This is a genomic window from Noviherbaspirillum aridicola (assembly GCF_019656455.1).
GTDB classification, from domain to species: Bacteria; Pseudomonadota; Gammaproteobacteria; order Burkholderiales; family Burkholderiaceae_D; genus Noviherbaspirillum; species Noviherbaspirillum aridicola.
Genome location: NZ_BPMK01000007.1, coordinates 81,433 through 95,966, shown reverse-complemented (window position 1 = coordinate 95,966; position 14,534 = coordinate 81,433). Strand labels below are relative to the sequence as shown.

Below are 14,534 nucleotides of genomic sequence, written 5' to 3'. Positions count from 1 at the left end.
GCTTGTCTCCAAGGTTCATGCAGCCTGGGCTGCGGGATTGAGTGGTTTGTAACTGAATCGCAATTCCTGCGGGTAGGGGAACACGTCTTCAACATGGCCATCCAGGATGCGCTGTTTGGCGTTCTGCCAGTACTGCGGGGTAAGCAGGTCGGCGTGGTGCTTCAGGAAAAACTTGCGGACCAGCGGATTCCCGAGCAGGAAGGTGCCGAACTGCTCGGGGAATACATCGTTCTTCGCGACCGGGTACCAGGGTTCGCTCGACATCTCGTCCTCCTCGTTGCGCGGCTCGGGGATTGCGCGGAAGTTGCAGTCGGTGATGTATTCGATCTCGTCGTAATCGTAGAACACGACGCGGCCGTGGCGGGTGACGCCGAAATTCTTGTACAGCATGTCGCCGGGGAAGATGTTGACGCCGACGAGGTCCTTGATCGCATTGCCGTATTCGACGATGCCGTGCTCGAGCGCCGCCACGTCGCCGCGCCGCTCGGCCTCGGTCAGCCAGATGTTCAGCGGCGTCATCCTGCGCTCGATGTAGAGATGCCTGACGATGATCTCGTCGCCCTCTTCCTCGATGATGGACGGCGCGACTTCCTTGAGCTCGGCGAGCAGCTCCGGCGCGAATCGCGAGCGCGGAAAGGCGACGTTCGAATATTCCAGCGTGTCGGCCATGCGGCCCACGCGGTCGTGGTATTTGACCAGCAGGTATTTTTCCTTGACCAGCGCGCGTGTGGTGTCCTTGGGCGGCGGGAAGAAATCCTTGATCGCCTTGAACACATACGGAAACGACGGCAGCGCGAACACCACCATCACCAGGCCGCGGATGCCGGGCGCGGCCTCGAAGCAGTCGGAGGAATGCTTCAGGTGATGCAGGAAGTCGCGGTAGAACGCCGCCTTGCCCAGCTTCTGCAGGCCGAGGATGGTGTAGATCTCGCTGCGCGGCTTGTACGGCATCAGCGAGCGCAGGAAATGCACATAGGCCGACGGCACTTCCATGTCGACCATGAAGTAGGCGCGGGTGAAGGAAAACAGCACCGTGATCAGGGTCGGGTCGAACAGCACGGTGTCGAGCACCAGCTCGCGCCGCCGGTTGTACAGGATCGGCACCACGAACGGGAACACCCGGTTGCCGTTGATGCACTTGCCGACGATGTAGGCGCCCTTGTTGCGGTAGAACAGCGAGGACAACACCTGTATCTGGTGATTCGGCTCGAGCACGTCGGTGCCGAACATCGCGCGCAGGCGCGTTTCCACCAGGCCGATGTCGCGGTCGAGATCGGCGAACGGCGGCGTCAGCTGGAAATTGGTGACGATGCGCTTGAGCGTGTAGCGCAGGCCGTCGGTGGACGGATAGTAGACGCGGTAGCTCGGCTGCGGCTCGTCGTTGTCGATGTACTCGGTGGACACCGCGGGCCGCACGAAGATGAAGTCATTGTGATAGTAGGAGCGGTGCAGGATGTTGCAGCAGACCGAGTTGAAGAAGGTCTCGGCCAGCTCCGGCTGCTTGTGGTTGACCAGCAGGCCGATGTAATGCAGCTTCACCTCGCGCCAGACTTCATCGCTGATCTCGTCCTGAGAATACTCGTCCTCCAGCGCCTGCACGCATTCCTGCACCCGCTTGTCATAGAAGGAGATGCGCTCGCGCGCATTCTTCTGCGCCGCCTGCCAGTCGCCCCGCTCGAAAAACCGCCGCGCGTCCTGGCTGGCCTGCCGGAACAGCCGGTAATGCTTGTCGAAGCCGTCGAGGATCGCGCGCGCGATGTCGAACGCGATCTGCGAGGACAGGAGCTTGGGGAAGGCGGGCGTGAGCGGCATGGTCAGAGTTCGAACCGGACTTTCCAGTCCTCCAGTTTAGCCAGATCCACGCCGATGCCGCCGCAGACGATGAACAATGGCCGCGAGAAATCTTGCAACACGGCCAAGGCGTCGTAGCCGACCGCGAGCGCGGCGCCGCAGGCCGGCTCCACCAGCGTGCGCATGTCGTCGGCGAAGCGCCGGCAGGCCGCCACCGCGCGCGCGTCGCTGACCAGCACGCTGCGCACCTCATGGCGCCGGGTCCAGTCCAGCGCCTCGCGCGCCACGCGGCGGGCGCCGAGCGTGCCGGCGATCGAGGTAATCGCCGGCAGGGTGACGAGTTCGCCGGCCTTGATCGCCGCATGCAGCGATGCCGCGCCCTCGGTCTCCACCGCGATCAGCGGGACATGGCCCAGCCCGTTGCGCTGCAGGCCCTGCAGGACGCCGCTCATCAGGCCGCCGCCGCCAACCGAACACACCACTACGTCGAAATCCGCCTGCCCGGCAGCCTCGTCGATCATCGTCGCATTGCCGTCCCAGATGTCGGCATGGTCGAAGGGCGGGATGTACATCGCGCCCGGCGCCTCGCACAGCCGCAGCGCGTGGTCGTTGGCTTCGTCCCAGACCGATCCGTGCACCAGCAGTTCGGCGCCGATGTCGCGGATGCGCTGGCGCACCGATTCCGGCGTCGTCTCCGGCACCACGATAGTGGTGCGCACACCGAGCGCCTTGCCGGCCACCGCGGCGGCGAAACCGGCGTTGCCGCCCGACGGACAGACGAAGCGGCTGGCGCCGCGCGCGGCGGCGCGCTCGCACATGCGGCCGATGCCGCGCAGCTTGAAGGATCCCGACGGCTGCAGGTTTTCCATCTTGAGCAGCACGTCCTTGCCGAGCGCGGCGGACAGCGCGTCATGGCGCAGGATCGGGGTGGAAATATGAAGGGAAGTCATGATGATGCGTAGTCGATGATGGAGGCGTGGCGCGCAAAAGTCACTACCGTAGGATTACTGCCGTGGCAGGACCGCCATCGTACCCGAGAGCTTGGCCACGAGTGTCCGGGCGCCCGCAGTGAGCGCATACACCTCCGATTCGACCACGTGGAAGGACTTGCCGGGCTTGAGCACCTGCGCCCGGCAGAACAGGGAGTCGCCGCGGCCCGGCCGCAGGAGATGGATCTTGAACTCCGTCGTCAGGATGAAGCCGTCGGCCGGCGTGACCGTCATCGCCGCGCCGCCGGCGGTATGGTCGGCGATGGTCGACAGCACGCCGGCATGCACCACGCCGGTATGCTGCAGATGTCGCGGGGCGAGTTCGAGGGTCGCCTCGCACCAGCCCGGCCCGCAGCCGGCGAGCCGGATGCCGAGATCCGCCAGGAAGGCGGCGTCGGCGAAGCCGGCCTCCACCACCCTGCGATAGTCGGGATCGGGCGCCCGCGGCGTCATGGCCGTCTACTTCGTCTCGGCGAAGAGTTCGCGGCCGATCAGCATGCGGCGGATTTCGCTGGTGCCGGCGCCGATCTCGTACAGCTTGGCGTCGCGCCACAGGCGTCCGGTCGGGTTTTCATTGATGTAGCCGTTGCCGCCCAGGGTCTGGATCGCTTCGCCGGCCATCCAGGTCGCCTTCTCGGCCGAGTACAGGATGGCGCCGGCCGCATCCTTGCGCAGCGCCCGCACCTGCTCCGGCGTCCTGGCCCGGTCGCAGGCCTGGCCGACTGCGTAGACATAGGCCTTGCAGGCCATCATGGTCGAATACATGTCGGCGATCTTGCCCTGCATCAGCTGGAATTCGCCGATCGGCTGGCCGAACTGCTTGCGCTCGTGGATGTAGGGCACGACCACGTCCATGCAGGCCTGCATGATGCCCAGCGGTCCGCCCGACAGCACGGTGCGCTCGAAGTCGAGGCCGGACATCAGCACGTTGACGCCCTTGCCGAGTCCGCCGAGCACGTTCTCGGCCGGCACTTCGCAGTCCTGGAACACCAGCTCGCCGGTATGCGAGCCGCGCATGCCGAGCTTGTCGAGCTTCTGCGCGATCGAGAATCCCTTGAAGCCCTTCTCGATCAGGAAGGCGGTCATGCCGCGCGGGCCGGCCTCGAGGTCGTTCTTGGCGTAGACCACCAGCACGTCGGCGTCGGGGCCGTTGGTGATCCACATCTTGGTGCCGTTGAGCACCCAGCGGTCGCCCTTCCAGTCCGCGCGCAGCTTCATGCTGACGACGTCGGAGCCGGCGTTCGGCTCGGACATCGCGAGCGCGCCGACGTGCTCGCCGGAGATCAGCTTGGGCAGGTATTTCGCCTTCTGCTCGGGGGTGCCGTTGCGGTTGATCTGGTTGACGCAGAGATTGGAGTGGGCGCCGTAGGACAGGCCCACCGAGGCGGAGGCGCGGGAGATTTCCTCCATCGCCACGATGTGGGCGAGATAGCCCATGTCGGTGCCGCCGAATTCCTCGGAAACGGTCACGCCGAGCAGGCCGAGTTCGCCCATCTTCTTCCACAGGTCCATCGGAAACTGGTCGCTGCGGTCGATTTCCGCGGCGCGCGGGGCAATTTCCGCCTGCGCGAATTGCTGCACGGTCTCGCGCAGCGCGGCGATGTCCTCGCCATGGTCGAAGGTCAAGCCGGGAAGATGCAACATGTCGTCCTCGCTGTGTTATTGGAATGGTCGCCGCCGATGATAGCGGCAAGTTACGTTAACGTAAACGTAAAGGGAAGATCGTGGAAATACGGTATTTGCGCCGCCTCATCAGGCGGCGTCGCGCAGCTTGCGGCCGCCGGTCCTGACGGTTTTGCCTGTCTTGCCCTCGGCCAGCATCTTGCGGCAGGTTTCCTCGTGCGCCGCGATCTCGGCCAGCGTCACCTCCAGGTCTTCGCGCTGGCGCTCCAGGGTTTCCCTGTGCTGGGCCAGCACCGCGAGAAAGCGCTTGAGCTGGGCCTCGGTATCCTTGGGCGACTCGTACATGTCGACCAGATCCTTGATTTCCGAGAGCGACAGGCCGAGCCGCTTGCCGCGCAGGGTCAGCTTGAGCCGCGTGCGCTCGCGCGCGCCGTAGACCCGGGTGCGGCCGCCGGCGCCTTCGCGCTTGGGGCTGAGCAGGCCCTGGTCTTCATAGAAGCGGATCGCGCGCGGCGTCACGTCGAATTCGCGTGCCAGTTCGGTGATGGTGTAGGTTGGCATGGCTGGTACGGACGGCCTCAGCAGTGAAATGGCTTTGTGTTTAGAATCGGGATCATGTATCCGCAGTTTACGTTAACGTAAACCACGCCGGCCTATTGTAGGCGGACGCCGCGCAAATGTGAATGTGTGTCCGCAACCTGACGGGAGATCCGATGAATCCACTTGAATCCCAGCTCGACTATCCGTTCGGGGAAGCCCTGCCGGCGCACGGCGGCGTGCGCGAGATCCTGCCCGGCGTGCTGTGGGTGCGCATGGGCCTGCCGTTCGCGCTCAACCACATCAACCTCTGGCTGCTGCGGGACAAGGATGAGCAGGGCGACGGCTGGACCATCGTCGACTGCGGCATCGCCAGCGAGGATACGCGCGCGGGCTGGGACAGCGTGTTCGCCTCGCATCTCGACGGTCTGCCTGTGCGGCGGGTGATCGTCACCCATTGCCACCCGGATCATGTCGGCCTTTCCGGCTGGCTGTGCGATCGCTGGCAGGCGCCGCTGTGGATGACCACCGGGGAATTCGGCTTCGCGCGGATGATGGCGGCCGCGCTGCCCGGCGTCGACGGTACCGCCGCGCTGCCGCATTTCCGCCGCCACGGCCTGGCCGATGCCGACATGCTCGACAAGCTGGGCAGCCGGAAGAACTACTATCCGAGCCTGGTGCCCGCCGTCCCCGCCGCCTACCGGCGCATGCAGGACGGGCAGCCGGTCCGCATCGGCGACCGCGACTGGACCGTGATCACCGGCTTCGGCCATTCGCCCGAACATGCCTCGCTGTACTGCGCGGAGCTCGGCCTGCTGATTTCCGGCGACATGGTGCTGCCGCGCATTTCGACCAATGTCTCGGTGTTCGCGGTCGAGCCGGAAGCCAATCCGGTGCAGCTCTATCTCGATTCGCTCGCGAAGTTCTCGCATCTGCCGGCAGACACCCTCGTGCTGCCTTCGCACGGCAAGCCTTTCCGCGGCCTTCACACCCGCATCCGGCAACTGGCCGATCATCACGACGCGCGGCTGGCGGAAGTGGTCGATGCCTGCGCGAGCGCGCGGTCGGCCGCCGATATCGTGCCGCTGATGTTCCGCCGTCCGCTGGATGCGCACCAGCTCACCTTCGCCCTGGGCGAGGCCCTGTCGCACCTGCACAAGCTGTGGTTCGACGGCGTGCTGGCGCGCGAGACCGGCGCCGACGGCGTGGTCCGCTTCCGGCGCGCCGGCTGAGCCGGATCTCACATCCCTTCCGGGCGTAATCTCCTGCGTCCCTGGGAAACGACGGGATCGGGATGATAGGGGCTGGTACCGTGCCGGCCGCCCTGCCTGGCCAGCTTGCGCTCGGCACGCTCCATCGCCTCGACCGGGTAGCGGTGCCGGTTCAGGAATGCCGCCGCGTAGTCCCCGGCCGCCTGTTCCTGCGCCTGCGAAAACTGCGACCTGAGCGCCTGTTCCAGCACGTCGCCCAACTCGCGCGCAGCCGTGCCGGCGGCGTAACCCTGGGTGCCGGCGGCGCCGCCGGCGAGATTGCGCGCCGCCGAGCCGAGGTAGGCGGTGCGCAGCGCACTCATCGAATGACCAAGGCTGACATGGCCGATCTGGTGGCCGATGACGGCGCGCAGCTCGTCGTCGTCGAGCTGGTCCATCAGCGCACTGGTCAGGCGGATGCTGCCGTCGGCGGCGGCGAAGACCGCCGGCGACGACGACTGGTATGCCTTGAAGTTGAGCGACAGTCCGTCTTCGCCCGCATGGGCGGCGGTGAGCGCCTGCAGGCGCCGGGCATGCGGGCTGGCATCGGCCGCCACCTGCTGGGCCTGGTCCTTCTGCTGTACCGCGCGGCGGGCGGCGCCGAGAATATCCTGTTCACGCAAGGTGGCCGCGCCGACCACATCCCTGGCGGCTTCGAAGAGACCCCATGCCTCGGCGGCGGCGGTGGCGGGCAGGACGGCGAGCAGGATGGCCAGGGCTTGGCGCAATTCGGACCTCATAAACACTCCCTCGTTGACAGAAACATAAGAATGGAGTGTACTGGCGGGGGCCTGGGCGCCGCTCCTCGTATCGAAAAATTGATCTATCGCCGCGGCGCGCGTCGCATATGGTTAGTAACAAGTAGACGAAGACTGGCGGGCGTGCAGAATGAGCGTCGTTTCACCGGCGTTACACATTTGGTCACGATTGGTTGGCCAGTCCCAATGACTGACTGTCAATAACCGACGTGGAATAGTTCGCGCTCATGAACCCTGCAAATGAACGAGAAGGTTTTAGCGAGCGCTTGCAGCAAGCGCTGCGCAATGCCAATTATTCGGCGGAGAGCCCGACCCAGCTCGCCCGCGAATTCAATATTCGCTTCGAGGGCAAGCCGATCACGGTCCATGCCGCGCGCAAGTGGCTGGTCGGCGAGGCCATTCCGACGCAGGAAAAACTGCGTACGCTGGCGCACTGGCTGGGCGTGCCGGCGGAGTGGCTGCGTTTCGGCGGCGCCGGGCCGGGCGAGGCGGCCGACGGCGGCGGCCAGCAGCGCTTCGAGTCGGCCGACGTCAAGCTGATCAACGACCTGCTGCGCCTGGACGAGCATCACCAGACGCTGGCCAGGGAATTCATCCGCATGCTGGTCAGGGTGAACCGGGAACGCTAGATCATCCGGCGCCCGCGGCCAGCGCGCGCAGATAGCGCAGGCCGTCGATCGCGCGGCTGCCATACCAGGACATCATCTCGCCATCGACCAGGGTCACCGGCTTGCCTATCTGCCGCTCCAGCGCGTCGGCATGCGCCTCGGTGAAACGATAGGGCTCGGTCGACAGGAGCACGCCGTCGACCGCCGCCGCCATCTCGTCCGACCAGCGGAACACCGGATAGCGCGCATCGCTGCCGGGCGCCGCCCAGCACCGCCAGCCTATCTCTTCCATCATGCGTGCGATGTAGGTGTCGCGCGATACCGTCATCCACGGGTCCTTCCATATGCAGTACAGCATGGTCTGCGGCGGCCCCTTGGGGGCGGCGCGCAGCAGCGCGTACTCGCGCTCGAAGGCCTCGCACAGCTGCAGCGCCCGTTCGCGCGCATGGAAGATCGCGCCGAGCAGCCGGTAAAGCGCGAGGTTGTCGCGCGGCGCCAGCGGATGGGTCACGATCACATGCGGTATGAACGCGGCGAGCGCATCGACGGTCGGTTTTTCGTTTTCGTCGATATTGACCACGAGATGGGTCGGCGCCAGCTTGCGGATCTTGTCGATGTTGACGTCCTTGGTGCCGCCGACCTTGGCGATGCCGCGCACAATGCCGGCGGGATGGATGCAGAAGCCGGTGCGGCCGACGATGTTTTCCGCCAGGCCGAGCGCGCACAGCAGTTCGGTCACCGACGGCACCAGCGAGACGATGCGCGGGCTGTCTCCGGCCGGCGGATGCACGGTGCCGAGCGCATCGGCCGGCATCACGGCTGCGGCTCCCGCGTCTTGTGCGGCGCGCGCGAGAACGCCAGGTCATACAGCGCGTTCGGCAACAGCCGCAACAGTTTGGCGACCACGCCCATCTGCCAGGGAATGACGCGGTAGCTGACGCCGGCATCGATCGCCTCCACCGCGCGCCGCGCGAACTCGGGCGCCGGCATCAGGAAGGGCATCGGGTAGCGGTTCACCCGCGTCATCGGGGTATCGATGTAGCCGGGCGCGATCGTGACCACGCGGACGCCGCTGCGCGCCAGCTCCACCCGAAGCGACTCGCAATAGCTGATCACCGCCGCTTTCGATGCGCTGTAACCGGCGGCGCCGGGCAGGCCGCGAATGCCGGCGACACTGGCGATGCCCACCAGCCGGCAGTCGCGGCTGCCGGCCTGCGCCTGGCGCTTCATGGTGCCGATGAAGGGACTGAAGGTGGCGAAGGTGGCCGACACATTGGTGGCGAGGATGCGCTCGAACACCGCCAGGTCGTCCGCGATCTCCGTGAGCGTGCCGCGAGAGATCCCGGCATTGGCGATCACGACGTCGCAGCCCCCGTTGGCGACGATGAAATCCTCCGCCGCCGCACGCAGCGCGGCGGCATCGGTGACGTCGAGCGGATAGACGCGGTGCTTCTGCGCATTCGGCAGCCGCGCCGCCAGCTCCCGCAGCTGCGGCTCCCGTCGCGCCGCGAGCCCGAGAATCGCGCCCTGTTCGGCATAGCGCATGGCGAGCGCCTCGCCGATGCCGCTGGAGGCGCCGGTGATGAATACGCGTTTCATGTCGTTCACAAAGGTGGAAACCTGCGATTCTAGCGGCAGTACCGCGCTACAAAAACAAAAAGCCCGCCGTCGTCACGACAGCGGGCTTTTCCTCAGATCCCTGATCCCCGATCACTTGCCCTGCTTGGCCTGCCTGACGAGGAAATCCATCACCTGGAAGGTACCCTGGTGCAGAACCGGTTCCGGGCGGTTGCCGATACTGCCGGCGATGATGGAGGGCGAGGTCAGGTAGCGGCCGCCCACGGCCAGCAGCGGCACGCCATCGACCTGGTAGGCCTGCATCAGCTGCGTGGCGCGCTTGGCCTTGGCCTGTACGCCGAAGGAGTTGTAGACGTCGAGGAATTTCTGCTTGTCGATGCCGTTGGCGGTGACGAACTCGATGATCTCGCTCTCGCTGTCGGTGCGCTTCTTTTCGACGTGGATGCGGTTGAACAGTTTCTGGTGCAGTTCATCGAACTTGCCCATCGCCTCGAGCGTATAGAACAGCTTCTGCTGGGGCACCATGGAGTCGCGGAAGGCGACCGGCACGCGCTTGAAGGAGATGCTGTCTCCCTGCTTCTTGACCCAGGCGACGAGCTCGTGCTCGAGCGCGAAGCAGTGCGGGCAGGAGTACCAGAAGAATTCCGTCACTTCGACCTTCTGGCCGGATTCGGTCTGCTGGGGCTTTTCCAGCGTGCGGTAATCGACGCCGTTCTGCGGCTTGTCGGGCGCGGCGCCGGCGCCGGCGGCGAGCAGGCTCAGGCCGAGTGCGGCGATCAGTTGTTTCAGAAAACGCATAGCTTTGCTGACTCCTGTAAAAGTGGATTACTTCGCGCTGCGCACGACGGCGGCGTCGATGCCGCTGTCAGACAGCTTGGCGCGCACCTTGTTCATGGCGTCGATGTCGTTGAACGGACCGACCCGTACCCGGTACAGCACGCCGCTTTCGGACTGGCGCTCGGATACGCGCGCTTCGACGCCCTGCAGCGCGAGCTTGGCGCGCATGCCTTCGGCATCGCCCTGCTCGCGGAAAGCGCCGGCCTGGAGGAAGTATATCCATTTATCCTCCGGCGCCGCGGGCGCGGGCGCGGACAGCGCGGGCCTGGCGCTGGCCGACTGTTCGACCACCGGCGGCTTGCCCGCCGCCGGCGCTTCGGCGGCGGGAGCGACCTGGATTTCGCGCGGCTTGTCGGCCGGCTGCGGCGCGGCGGTGTTCTGCGGCGGCGCGACTTCCTTCGCCGCTTCGCGCGAGGGAGCCTTGCTGCCGTAGAGCGGGCGGTTGGGATCGCTGACCTGGGCGCCGGGGTCGCTCGCCTTCTGCCGTCCCGACTTGTCGGTAAACGGCATCGGCGTCTTGGTGATGGCCATCGCCACCGCGAGTGCGATGCCGAGACCGATGACCAGTCCGATGATGATGCCGAGCAGGGTACCGCCCTGCTGCCTGGTAGTGTGAATCATGCTTGCTCTTGCCATTCCTTACATCCTTGCGGGGGCCGATACGCCGATCAGCGCCAGTCCGTTGCGCAGCACCTGGCGCGTCGCCAGCAGCAGCGCCAGGCGCGCACTGCGCAGCGCGGCGTCGTCGACGAGCACGCGCTCGGCGTTGTAGTAGCTGTGCAGTTCGCCGGCGAGATCGCGCAGGTAGAAAGCTACCTGATGCGGTCCGAGTTCGTCGAGCGCTTTCTGCAGCATTTCCGGATACTCGGCCAGGCGGGCGAGCAGTGCCGCCTCGCGTGGCGAGGTCAGCGGCGACAGGTCGGTGTCGGCGGAGACGCTCTTTTCGTCGCCGCCCCACTGCGCCAGCACCGAGCAGATGCGCGCATGCGCATACTGCACGTAGTAGACCGGGTTTTCATCCGATTGCGACAGCGCGAGGTCGACGTCGAAGGTGAACTCGGTGTCGGCCTTGCGCGAGATGAGGAAGAAGCGCACCGCGTCGCGGCCGCGCGTCAGGTCGCGCTCGCCGGCTTCATCGACCGCATCGCCGGACGACCATTCGATCAGGTCGCGCACGGTGACGTAGGAACCGGCGCGCTTGGAGATCTTCACTTCCTCGCCGTTCTTCATCACGGTGACCATCTTGTGCAGCACGTAGTCGGGATAGCCCTGCGGGATGCCGAGGCCGACCGCCTGCAGGCCGGCGCGCACGCGGGCGATGGTGCCGTGGTGATCGCTGCCCTGCACGTTGATGACCTTGCCGTAGCCGCGCTGCCACTTGGTGATGTGATACGCGACGTCCGGCACGAAGTAGGTGTAGGTGCCGTCGGACTTCTTCATCACGCGGTCCTTGTCGTCGCCGTACTCGGTGGTGCGCAGCCACAGCGCGCCGTCCTGCTCGTAGGTCTTGCCGGCCTTGACCAGGGCGTCGACCGCCGCGGCCACCTTGCCGTCGCTGTAGAGCGAGGACTCGAGATAGTAGTTGTCGAAGCGTACGCCGAAGGCCTGCAGGTCGAGATCCTGCTCGTGGCGCAGATAGGCGACCGCGAAGCGGCGGATGGAATCGATATCGTCCGGGTCGCCGCTGGCGGCAACCGGTTTGCCGTCGCTGGCGGCAACGGTTTTCCTGTCCAGGAAGTCGGCGGCGATGTCGGCGATGTAGTCGCCGTTGTAGGCGGCTTCCGGCCACTGCGCGTCGCCCGGCTTGAAGCCGCGTGCGCGCGCCTGGACCGACAGCGCGAGGTTGCCGATCTGGACGCCGGCGTCGTTGTAGTAGAACTCGCGGGTGACGTCATAGCCCTGCGCCTCGAGCAGCGACGACAGGGCGTCGCCGAGCGCGCCCTGGCGGCCGTGGCCGACATGCAGCGGGCCGGTGGGATTGGCGGAGACGAATTCCACCATCACCTTGCGGCCGGCGCCGGCGCTGCCGCGTCCGTACTGTTCCCGGGCGCGCAGGATCTCCCCGACCACCGCCTGTTTGGCGGCGGCGGCCACGCGCAGGTTGATGAAGCCGGGACCGGCGATCTCGGCCGATTCGATCAGCTGCCCGCGGTTGTCGAGCAGGAAGGCGACGATGGCCTGCGCGACCTCGCGCGGGTTTTTCTTCAGCGGCTTGGCCAGCTGCATGGCGATGTTGCAGGCGATGTCGCCGTGCGACGGATCGCGCGGACGCTCCAGCGCCACGGCGGGCTGCAGTCCGGTGCCGTCGACGATCGGCGCGAGCGCGCGCTGGAACAGGTCGATGATCTGCTGTTTTTGTGATGCGAGCATGGAAGAGATGCTTGCGGCGCGGGCCGCTCAAGGAGTGGAAGAACGGCGGCAATTATACCGGCTTGCGCTGTCCCCCCGTCGTCATCGGCAATGCCGGGCGATGAAGCCGGCGAGGTCGAAAGCCTGCGGTTCCCAGGGCGACGCGGACAGTTTCCCGGGCACCAGGTAGAGATAGGCGGCGGCGTCGACCTGCGCGCCGGCGGCGTCGCGCACGCGCACGGTGACGCGCTCGTATTCCGGGCCCTCGAAGGCGTCGAGCGCGGCCAGCGCGGCCTCGCCGACGTCGCGGTACAGCACGCCCGGGACCTGGGCGCCGCACCGGGCGACGACGCCGGGATAGCTTTCGCCGTGTATTGCATGACGGGCATGATCGGCCAGCAGCGCCGGTTCGCCGCGCCGGGTGTCGCCGGTGACGCGGCGCCAGACCTCGGGAAACATCAGCGATCCGTAGGCGAACACATGCATGGCGGCGGCGCGGACCTCAGGCGGCCGGGCGATGAAGCCGGCGAGGTCGAAAGCCTGCGGTTCCCAGGGCGACGCGGACAGTTTCCCGGGCACCAGGTAGAGATAGGCGGCGGCGTCGACCTGCGCGCCGGCGGCGTCGCGCACGCGCACGGTGACGCGCTCGTATTCCGGGCCCTCGAAGGCGTCGAGCGCGGCCAGCGCGGCCTCGCCGACGTCGCGGTACAGCACGCCCGGGACCTGGGCGCCGCACCGGGCGACGACGCCGGGATAGCTTTCGCCGTGTATTGCATGACGGGCATGATCGGCCAGCAGCGCCGGTTCGCCGCGCCGGGTGTCGCCGGTGACGCGGCGCCAGACCTCGGGAAACATCAGCGATCCGTAGGCGAACACATGCATGGCGGCGGCGCGGACCTCAGGCGACCACCGCTTCGCGCGAGGCCACCACCTGGTTGCGTCCGAGCTCCTTGGCGCGATACAGGGCGGCATCGGCCGCGGCCACCAGCGACGACGGCGAGCGGCTGCCATCCGGCACGACCGAGGCGACGCCGAAGCTGGCGGTCACGTGGCCGGCGGCGCCCGAGGCGGCATGCGGGATCTCGGCGGCGGCAACCGCCAGCCGCATGCGCTCGGCCAGCTGTACGGCGGCAGCCGTGCCGGCCGACGGCAGCAGAACCGCGAATTCCTCGCCGCCGACGCGGGCGACCAGGTCGGCCGGACGCCTCGCATGCGCATCCAGCACGGCGGCGACGCGCTGCAGGCAGACGTCGCCGGCCGGGTGGCCGTAGTGGTCGTTGTAGCGCTTGAAGAAGTCGATATCCATCATCAGCAGCGACAGCGGCTCGCCGGCGCGGCGCGCGCGCGCCCATTCGGCCTCGAGCCGCTGGTCGAAGGCGCGGCGGTTCGCCAGGCCGGTCAGCCCGTCTTCCGACGAGAGTTTCTCGAGCAGGGCGTTGGCGCGGCTGAGCTGGTCGTTGCGCTCAGTCTCGCGCATGCGGGCCAGGAAGGCGCGCCGCTGGTCCTGGTCCATGCGATGGCAGGCGATCAGGCTGATCACGGCGGTGGACAGGCAGAACAATACGTTGTTGAAGCGGGCGGCGAGCGGCAGCGTCTCGGCCTGGGCGATCAGCGCGCCGTAGACGCCCAACAGGATCAACGAGGTGATCAGGGCGCTGCGAAAGCGCTGGTTCATCACGATATTGCCGAACAGGATGATCAGCATGACGCCGCTGATGTAATGCTCGGAATTCGGATGGCGGCTGAGCGTCGCGATCCAGGCGAGGCTGGCGCCGCTGAGGATGACGCATACCGCGACCAGGACCTCGCGCGCGACGAGGCGGCGCAGCCGGACCAGGAACAGGGTGCAGGCGAGCATGAGCGGAATCACCAGCAGGAAGCGCACGGCCCATGCCTTGAGGTAGATGTCCGGCACCATGTTCATGTCGGAGATCGCAAACGATGCGTACAGGCCGACGCCCACCAGTCCGGTCTTCACGTAGCGCCGCTCGCGCGAGCGCTCGCTCTCGAGCTGGTAGAGATGCTCCAGCTCGGGCGGAAAGCCGTCGCCGCCCACGGGGCGCGCGGGCCCGCCCGGCGGGTCGGACTGCGAGTTGGCTTGCGTGTCGGCTGGCATCGGAAAGGGCGCGCCCCGGAAAGGTGCATCGTATTGCTGTATGGCAAGCATAACGCCGCCCCCGTTCCGAGTCCAGCAGGAAGCGCTTTCCCGTGTCC

At 66.8% G+C, this 14,534-nt stretch carries 15 protein-coding genes; 2 read left to right on the top strand and 13 right to left on the bottom strand.

Translation table 11 applies throughout. From position 1 onward, the window contains the following. Positions 1 to 15 precede the first annotated feature (15 nt). From aceK to NCCP691_RS09135, 5 genes are all read right to left on the bottom strand, one after another. Positions 16 to 1,812, bottom strand: a complete 1,797-nt coding sequence (gene aceK, locus NCCP691_RS09155) for a bifunctional isocitrate dehydrogenase kinase/phosphatase (RefSeq protein WP_220807961.1) — start codon at positions 1,810 to 1,812, stop codon at positions 16 to 18. 2 nt (positions 1,813 to 1,814) lie between these two features. Continuing rightward, entirely contained in the window at positions 1,815 to 2,741 is a 927-nt protein-coding gene (locus NCCP691_RS09150) for a pyridoxal-phosphate dependent enzyme (protein ID WP_220807960.1), read from the bottom strand. Between the two features lie 54 nt (positions 2,742 to 2,795). Beyond that, a complete protein-coding gene (locus NCCP691_RS09145; RefSeq protein ID WP_220807959.1) occupies positions 2,796 to 3,233 on the bottom strand; it encodes a PaaI family thioesterase in 438 nt (145 codons plus the stop codon). Between the two features lie 6 nt (positions 3,234 to 3,239). Next, the gene (locus NCCP691_RS09140; protein WP_220807958.1) at positions 3,240 to 4,424 is read right to left on the bottom strand and encodes an isovaleryl-CoA dehydrogenase; all 1,185 of its coding nucleotides are present in this window, start codon (positions 4,422 to 4,424) and stop codon (positions 3,240 to 3,242) included. 108 nt (positions 4,425 to 4,532) lie between these two features. Further along, a complete protein-coding gene (locus tag NCCP691_RS09135) occupies positions 4,533 to 4,964 on the bottom strand; it encodes a MerR family transcriptional regulator (protein ID WP_220807957.1) in 432 nt (143 codons plus the stop codon). A 152-nt stretch (positions 4,965 to 5,116) separates the two neighbouring features. Here NCCP691_RS09135 and NCCP691_RS09130 point away from each other — a divergent pair, with 152 nt between their 5' ends. After that, entirely contained in the window at positions 5,117 to 6,172 is a 1,056-nt protein-coding gene (locus NCCP691_RS09130) for an MBL fold metallo-hydrolase (RefSeq protein WP_220807956.1), read from the top strand. Positions 6,173 to 6,180: 8 nt separating this feature from the next. Here NCCP691_RS09130 and NCCP691_RS09125 read toward each other — a convergent pair whose 3' ends face one another. Further along, positions 6,181 to 6,930, bottom strand: a complete 750-nt coding sequence (locus tag NCCP691_RS09125) for a M48 family metalloprotease (protein WP_220807955.1) — start codon at positions 6,928 to 6,930, stop codon at positions 6,181 to 6,183. Positions 6,931 to 7,175: 245 nt separating this feature from the next. On the opposite strand from NCCP691_RS09125, the gene NCCP691_RS09120 reads away from it, so the two are divergent. Next, on the top strand, positions 7,176 to 7,577 hold the full coding sequence (locus NCCP691_RS09120; RefSeq protein ID WP_220807954.1) for a hypothetical protein: 402 nt from the start codon (positions 7,176 to 7,178) through the stop codon (positions 7,575 to 7,577). Between the two features lies 1 nt (position 7,578). On the opposite strand, the gene NCCP691_RS09115 is transcribed toward NCCP691_RS09120, so the two are convergent. The 7 genes from NCCP691_RS09115 to NCCP691_RS09080 form a co-directional block, all read right to left on the bottom strand. Further along, entirely contained in the window at positions 7,579 to 8,370 is a 792-nt protein-coding gene (locus NCCP691_RS09115) for a helical backbone metal receptor (RefSeq protein WP_220808097.1), read from the bottom strand. Further along, positions 8,370 to 9,155, bottom strand: coding sequence for an SDR family oxidoreductase (locus NCCP691_RS09110; RefSeq protein ID WP_220807953.1), 786 nt, complete (start codon positions 9,153 to 9,155; stop codon positions 8,370 to 8,372). The genes NCCP691_RS09115 and NCCP691_RS09110 overlap by 1 nt, the downstream gene beginning before the upstream one ends. Before the next feature lie 111 nt (positions 9,156 to 9,266). Beyond that, a complete protein-coding gene (locus NCCP691_RS09105; RefSeq protein WP_220807952.1) occupies positions 9,267 to 9,932 on the bottom strand; it encodes a thiol:disulfide interchange protein DsbA/DsbL in 666 nt (221 codons plus the stop codon). Between the two features lie 27 nt (positions 9,933 to 9,959). Continuing rightward, positions 9,960 to 10,592 carry an SPOR domain-containing protein gene (locus NCCP691_RS09100; RefSeq protein WP_238482379.1) on the bottom strand — a complete coding sequence of 211 codons (633 nt, stop codon included), beginning with the start codon at positions 10,590 to 10,592 and terminating at the stop codon, positions 9,960 to 9,962. 18 nt (positions 10,593 to 10,610) lie between these two features. Beyond that, a complete protein-coding gene (gene argS / locus NCCP691_RS09095; protein WP_220807950.1) occupies positions 10,611 to 12,341 on the bottom strand; it encodes an arginine--tRNA ligase in 1,731 nt (576 codons plus the stop codon). 81 nt (positions 12,342 to 12,422) lie between these two features. Continuing rightward, complete coding sequence (locus tag NCCP691_RS21365) at positions 12,423 to 13,202, bottom strand: gamma-glutamylcyclotransferase family protein (RefSeq protein ID WP_238482378.1); 780 nt, start codon at positions 13,200 to 13,202, stop codon at positions 12,423 to 12,425. A gap of 16 nt (positions 13,203 to 13,218) precedes the next feature. Next, positions 13,219 to 14,436 carry a GGDEF domain-containing protein gene (locus NCCP691_RS09080; RefSeq protein ID WP_220807949.1) on the bottom strand — a complete coding sequence of 406 codons (1,218 nt, stop codon included), beginning with the start codon at positions 14,434 to 14,436 and terminating at the stop codon, positions 13,219 to 13,221. Between the last annotated feature and the right edge of the window lie 98 nt (positions 14,437 to 14,534).

Excerpts from the sequence above, each read along its gene's own strand:
- NCCP691_RS09115 (WP_220808097.1), bottom strand. The coding sequence starts at position 8,370 with ATGCCGGCCGATGCGCTCGGCACCGTGCATCCGCCGGCCGGAGACAGC.
- NCCP691_RS09145 (WP_220807959.1), bottom strand. The coding sequence starts at position 3,233 with ATGACGCCGCGGGCGCCCGATCCCGACTATCGCAGGGTGGTGGAGGCC.
- NCCP691_RS09150 (WP_220807960.1), bottom strand. The coding sequence starts at position 2,741 with ATGACTTCCCTTCATATTTCCACCCCGATCCTGCGCCATGACGCGCTG.
- NCCP691_RS21365 (WP_238482378.1), bottom strand. The coding sequence starts at position 13,202 with ATGCATGTGTTCGCCTACGGATCGCTGATGTTTCCCGAGGTCTGGCGC.
- NCCP691_RS09105 (WP_220807952.1), bottom strand. The coding sequence starts at position 9,932 with ATGCGTTTTCTGAAACAACTGATCGCCGCACTCGGCCTGAGCCTGCTC.
- NCCP691_RS09100 (WP_238482379.1), bottom strand. The coding sequence starts at position 10,592 with ATGATTCACACTACCAGGCAGCAGGGCGGTACCCTGCTCGGCATCATC.
- NCCP691_RS09110 (WP_220807953.1), bottom strand. The coding sequence starts at position 9,155 with ATGAAACGCGTATTCATCACCGGCGCCTCCAGCGGCATCGGCGAGGCG.
- NCCP691_RS09140 (WP_220807958.1), bottom strand. The coding sequence starts at position 4,424 with ATGTTGCATCTTCCCGGCTTGACCTTCGACCATGGCGAGGACATCGCC.
- NCCP691_RS09130 (WP_220807956.1), top strand. The coding sequence starts at position 5,117 with ATGAATCCACTTGAATCCCAGCTCGACTATCCGTTCGGGGAAGCCCTG.
- argS (WP_220807950.1), bottom strand. The coding sequence starts at position 12,341 with ATGCTCGCATCACAAAAACAGCAGATCATCGACCTGTTCCAGCGCGCG.
- aceK (WP_220807961.1), bottom strand. The coding sequence starts at position 1,812 with ATGCCGCTCACGCCCGCCTTCCCCAAGCTCCTGTCCTCGCAGATCGCG.
- NCCP691_RS09125 (WP_220807955.1), bottom strand. The coding sequence starts at position 6,930 with ATGAGGTCCGAATTGCGCCAAGCCCTGGCCATCCTGCTCGCCGTCCTG.
- NCCP691_RS09120 (WP_220807954.1), top strand. The coding sequence starts at position 7,176 with ATGAACCCTGCAAATGAACGAGAAGGTTTTAGCGAGCGCTTGCAGCAA.
- NCCP691_RS09135 (WP_220807957.1), bottom strand. The coding sequence starts at position 4,964 with ATGCCAACCTACACCATCACCGAACTGGCACGCGAATTCGACGTGACG.
- NCCP691_RS09080 (WP_220807949.1), bottom strand. The coding sequence starts at position 14,436 with ATGCCAGCCGACACGCAAGCCAACTCGCAGTCCGACCCGCCGGGCGGG.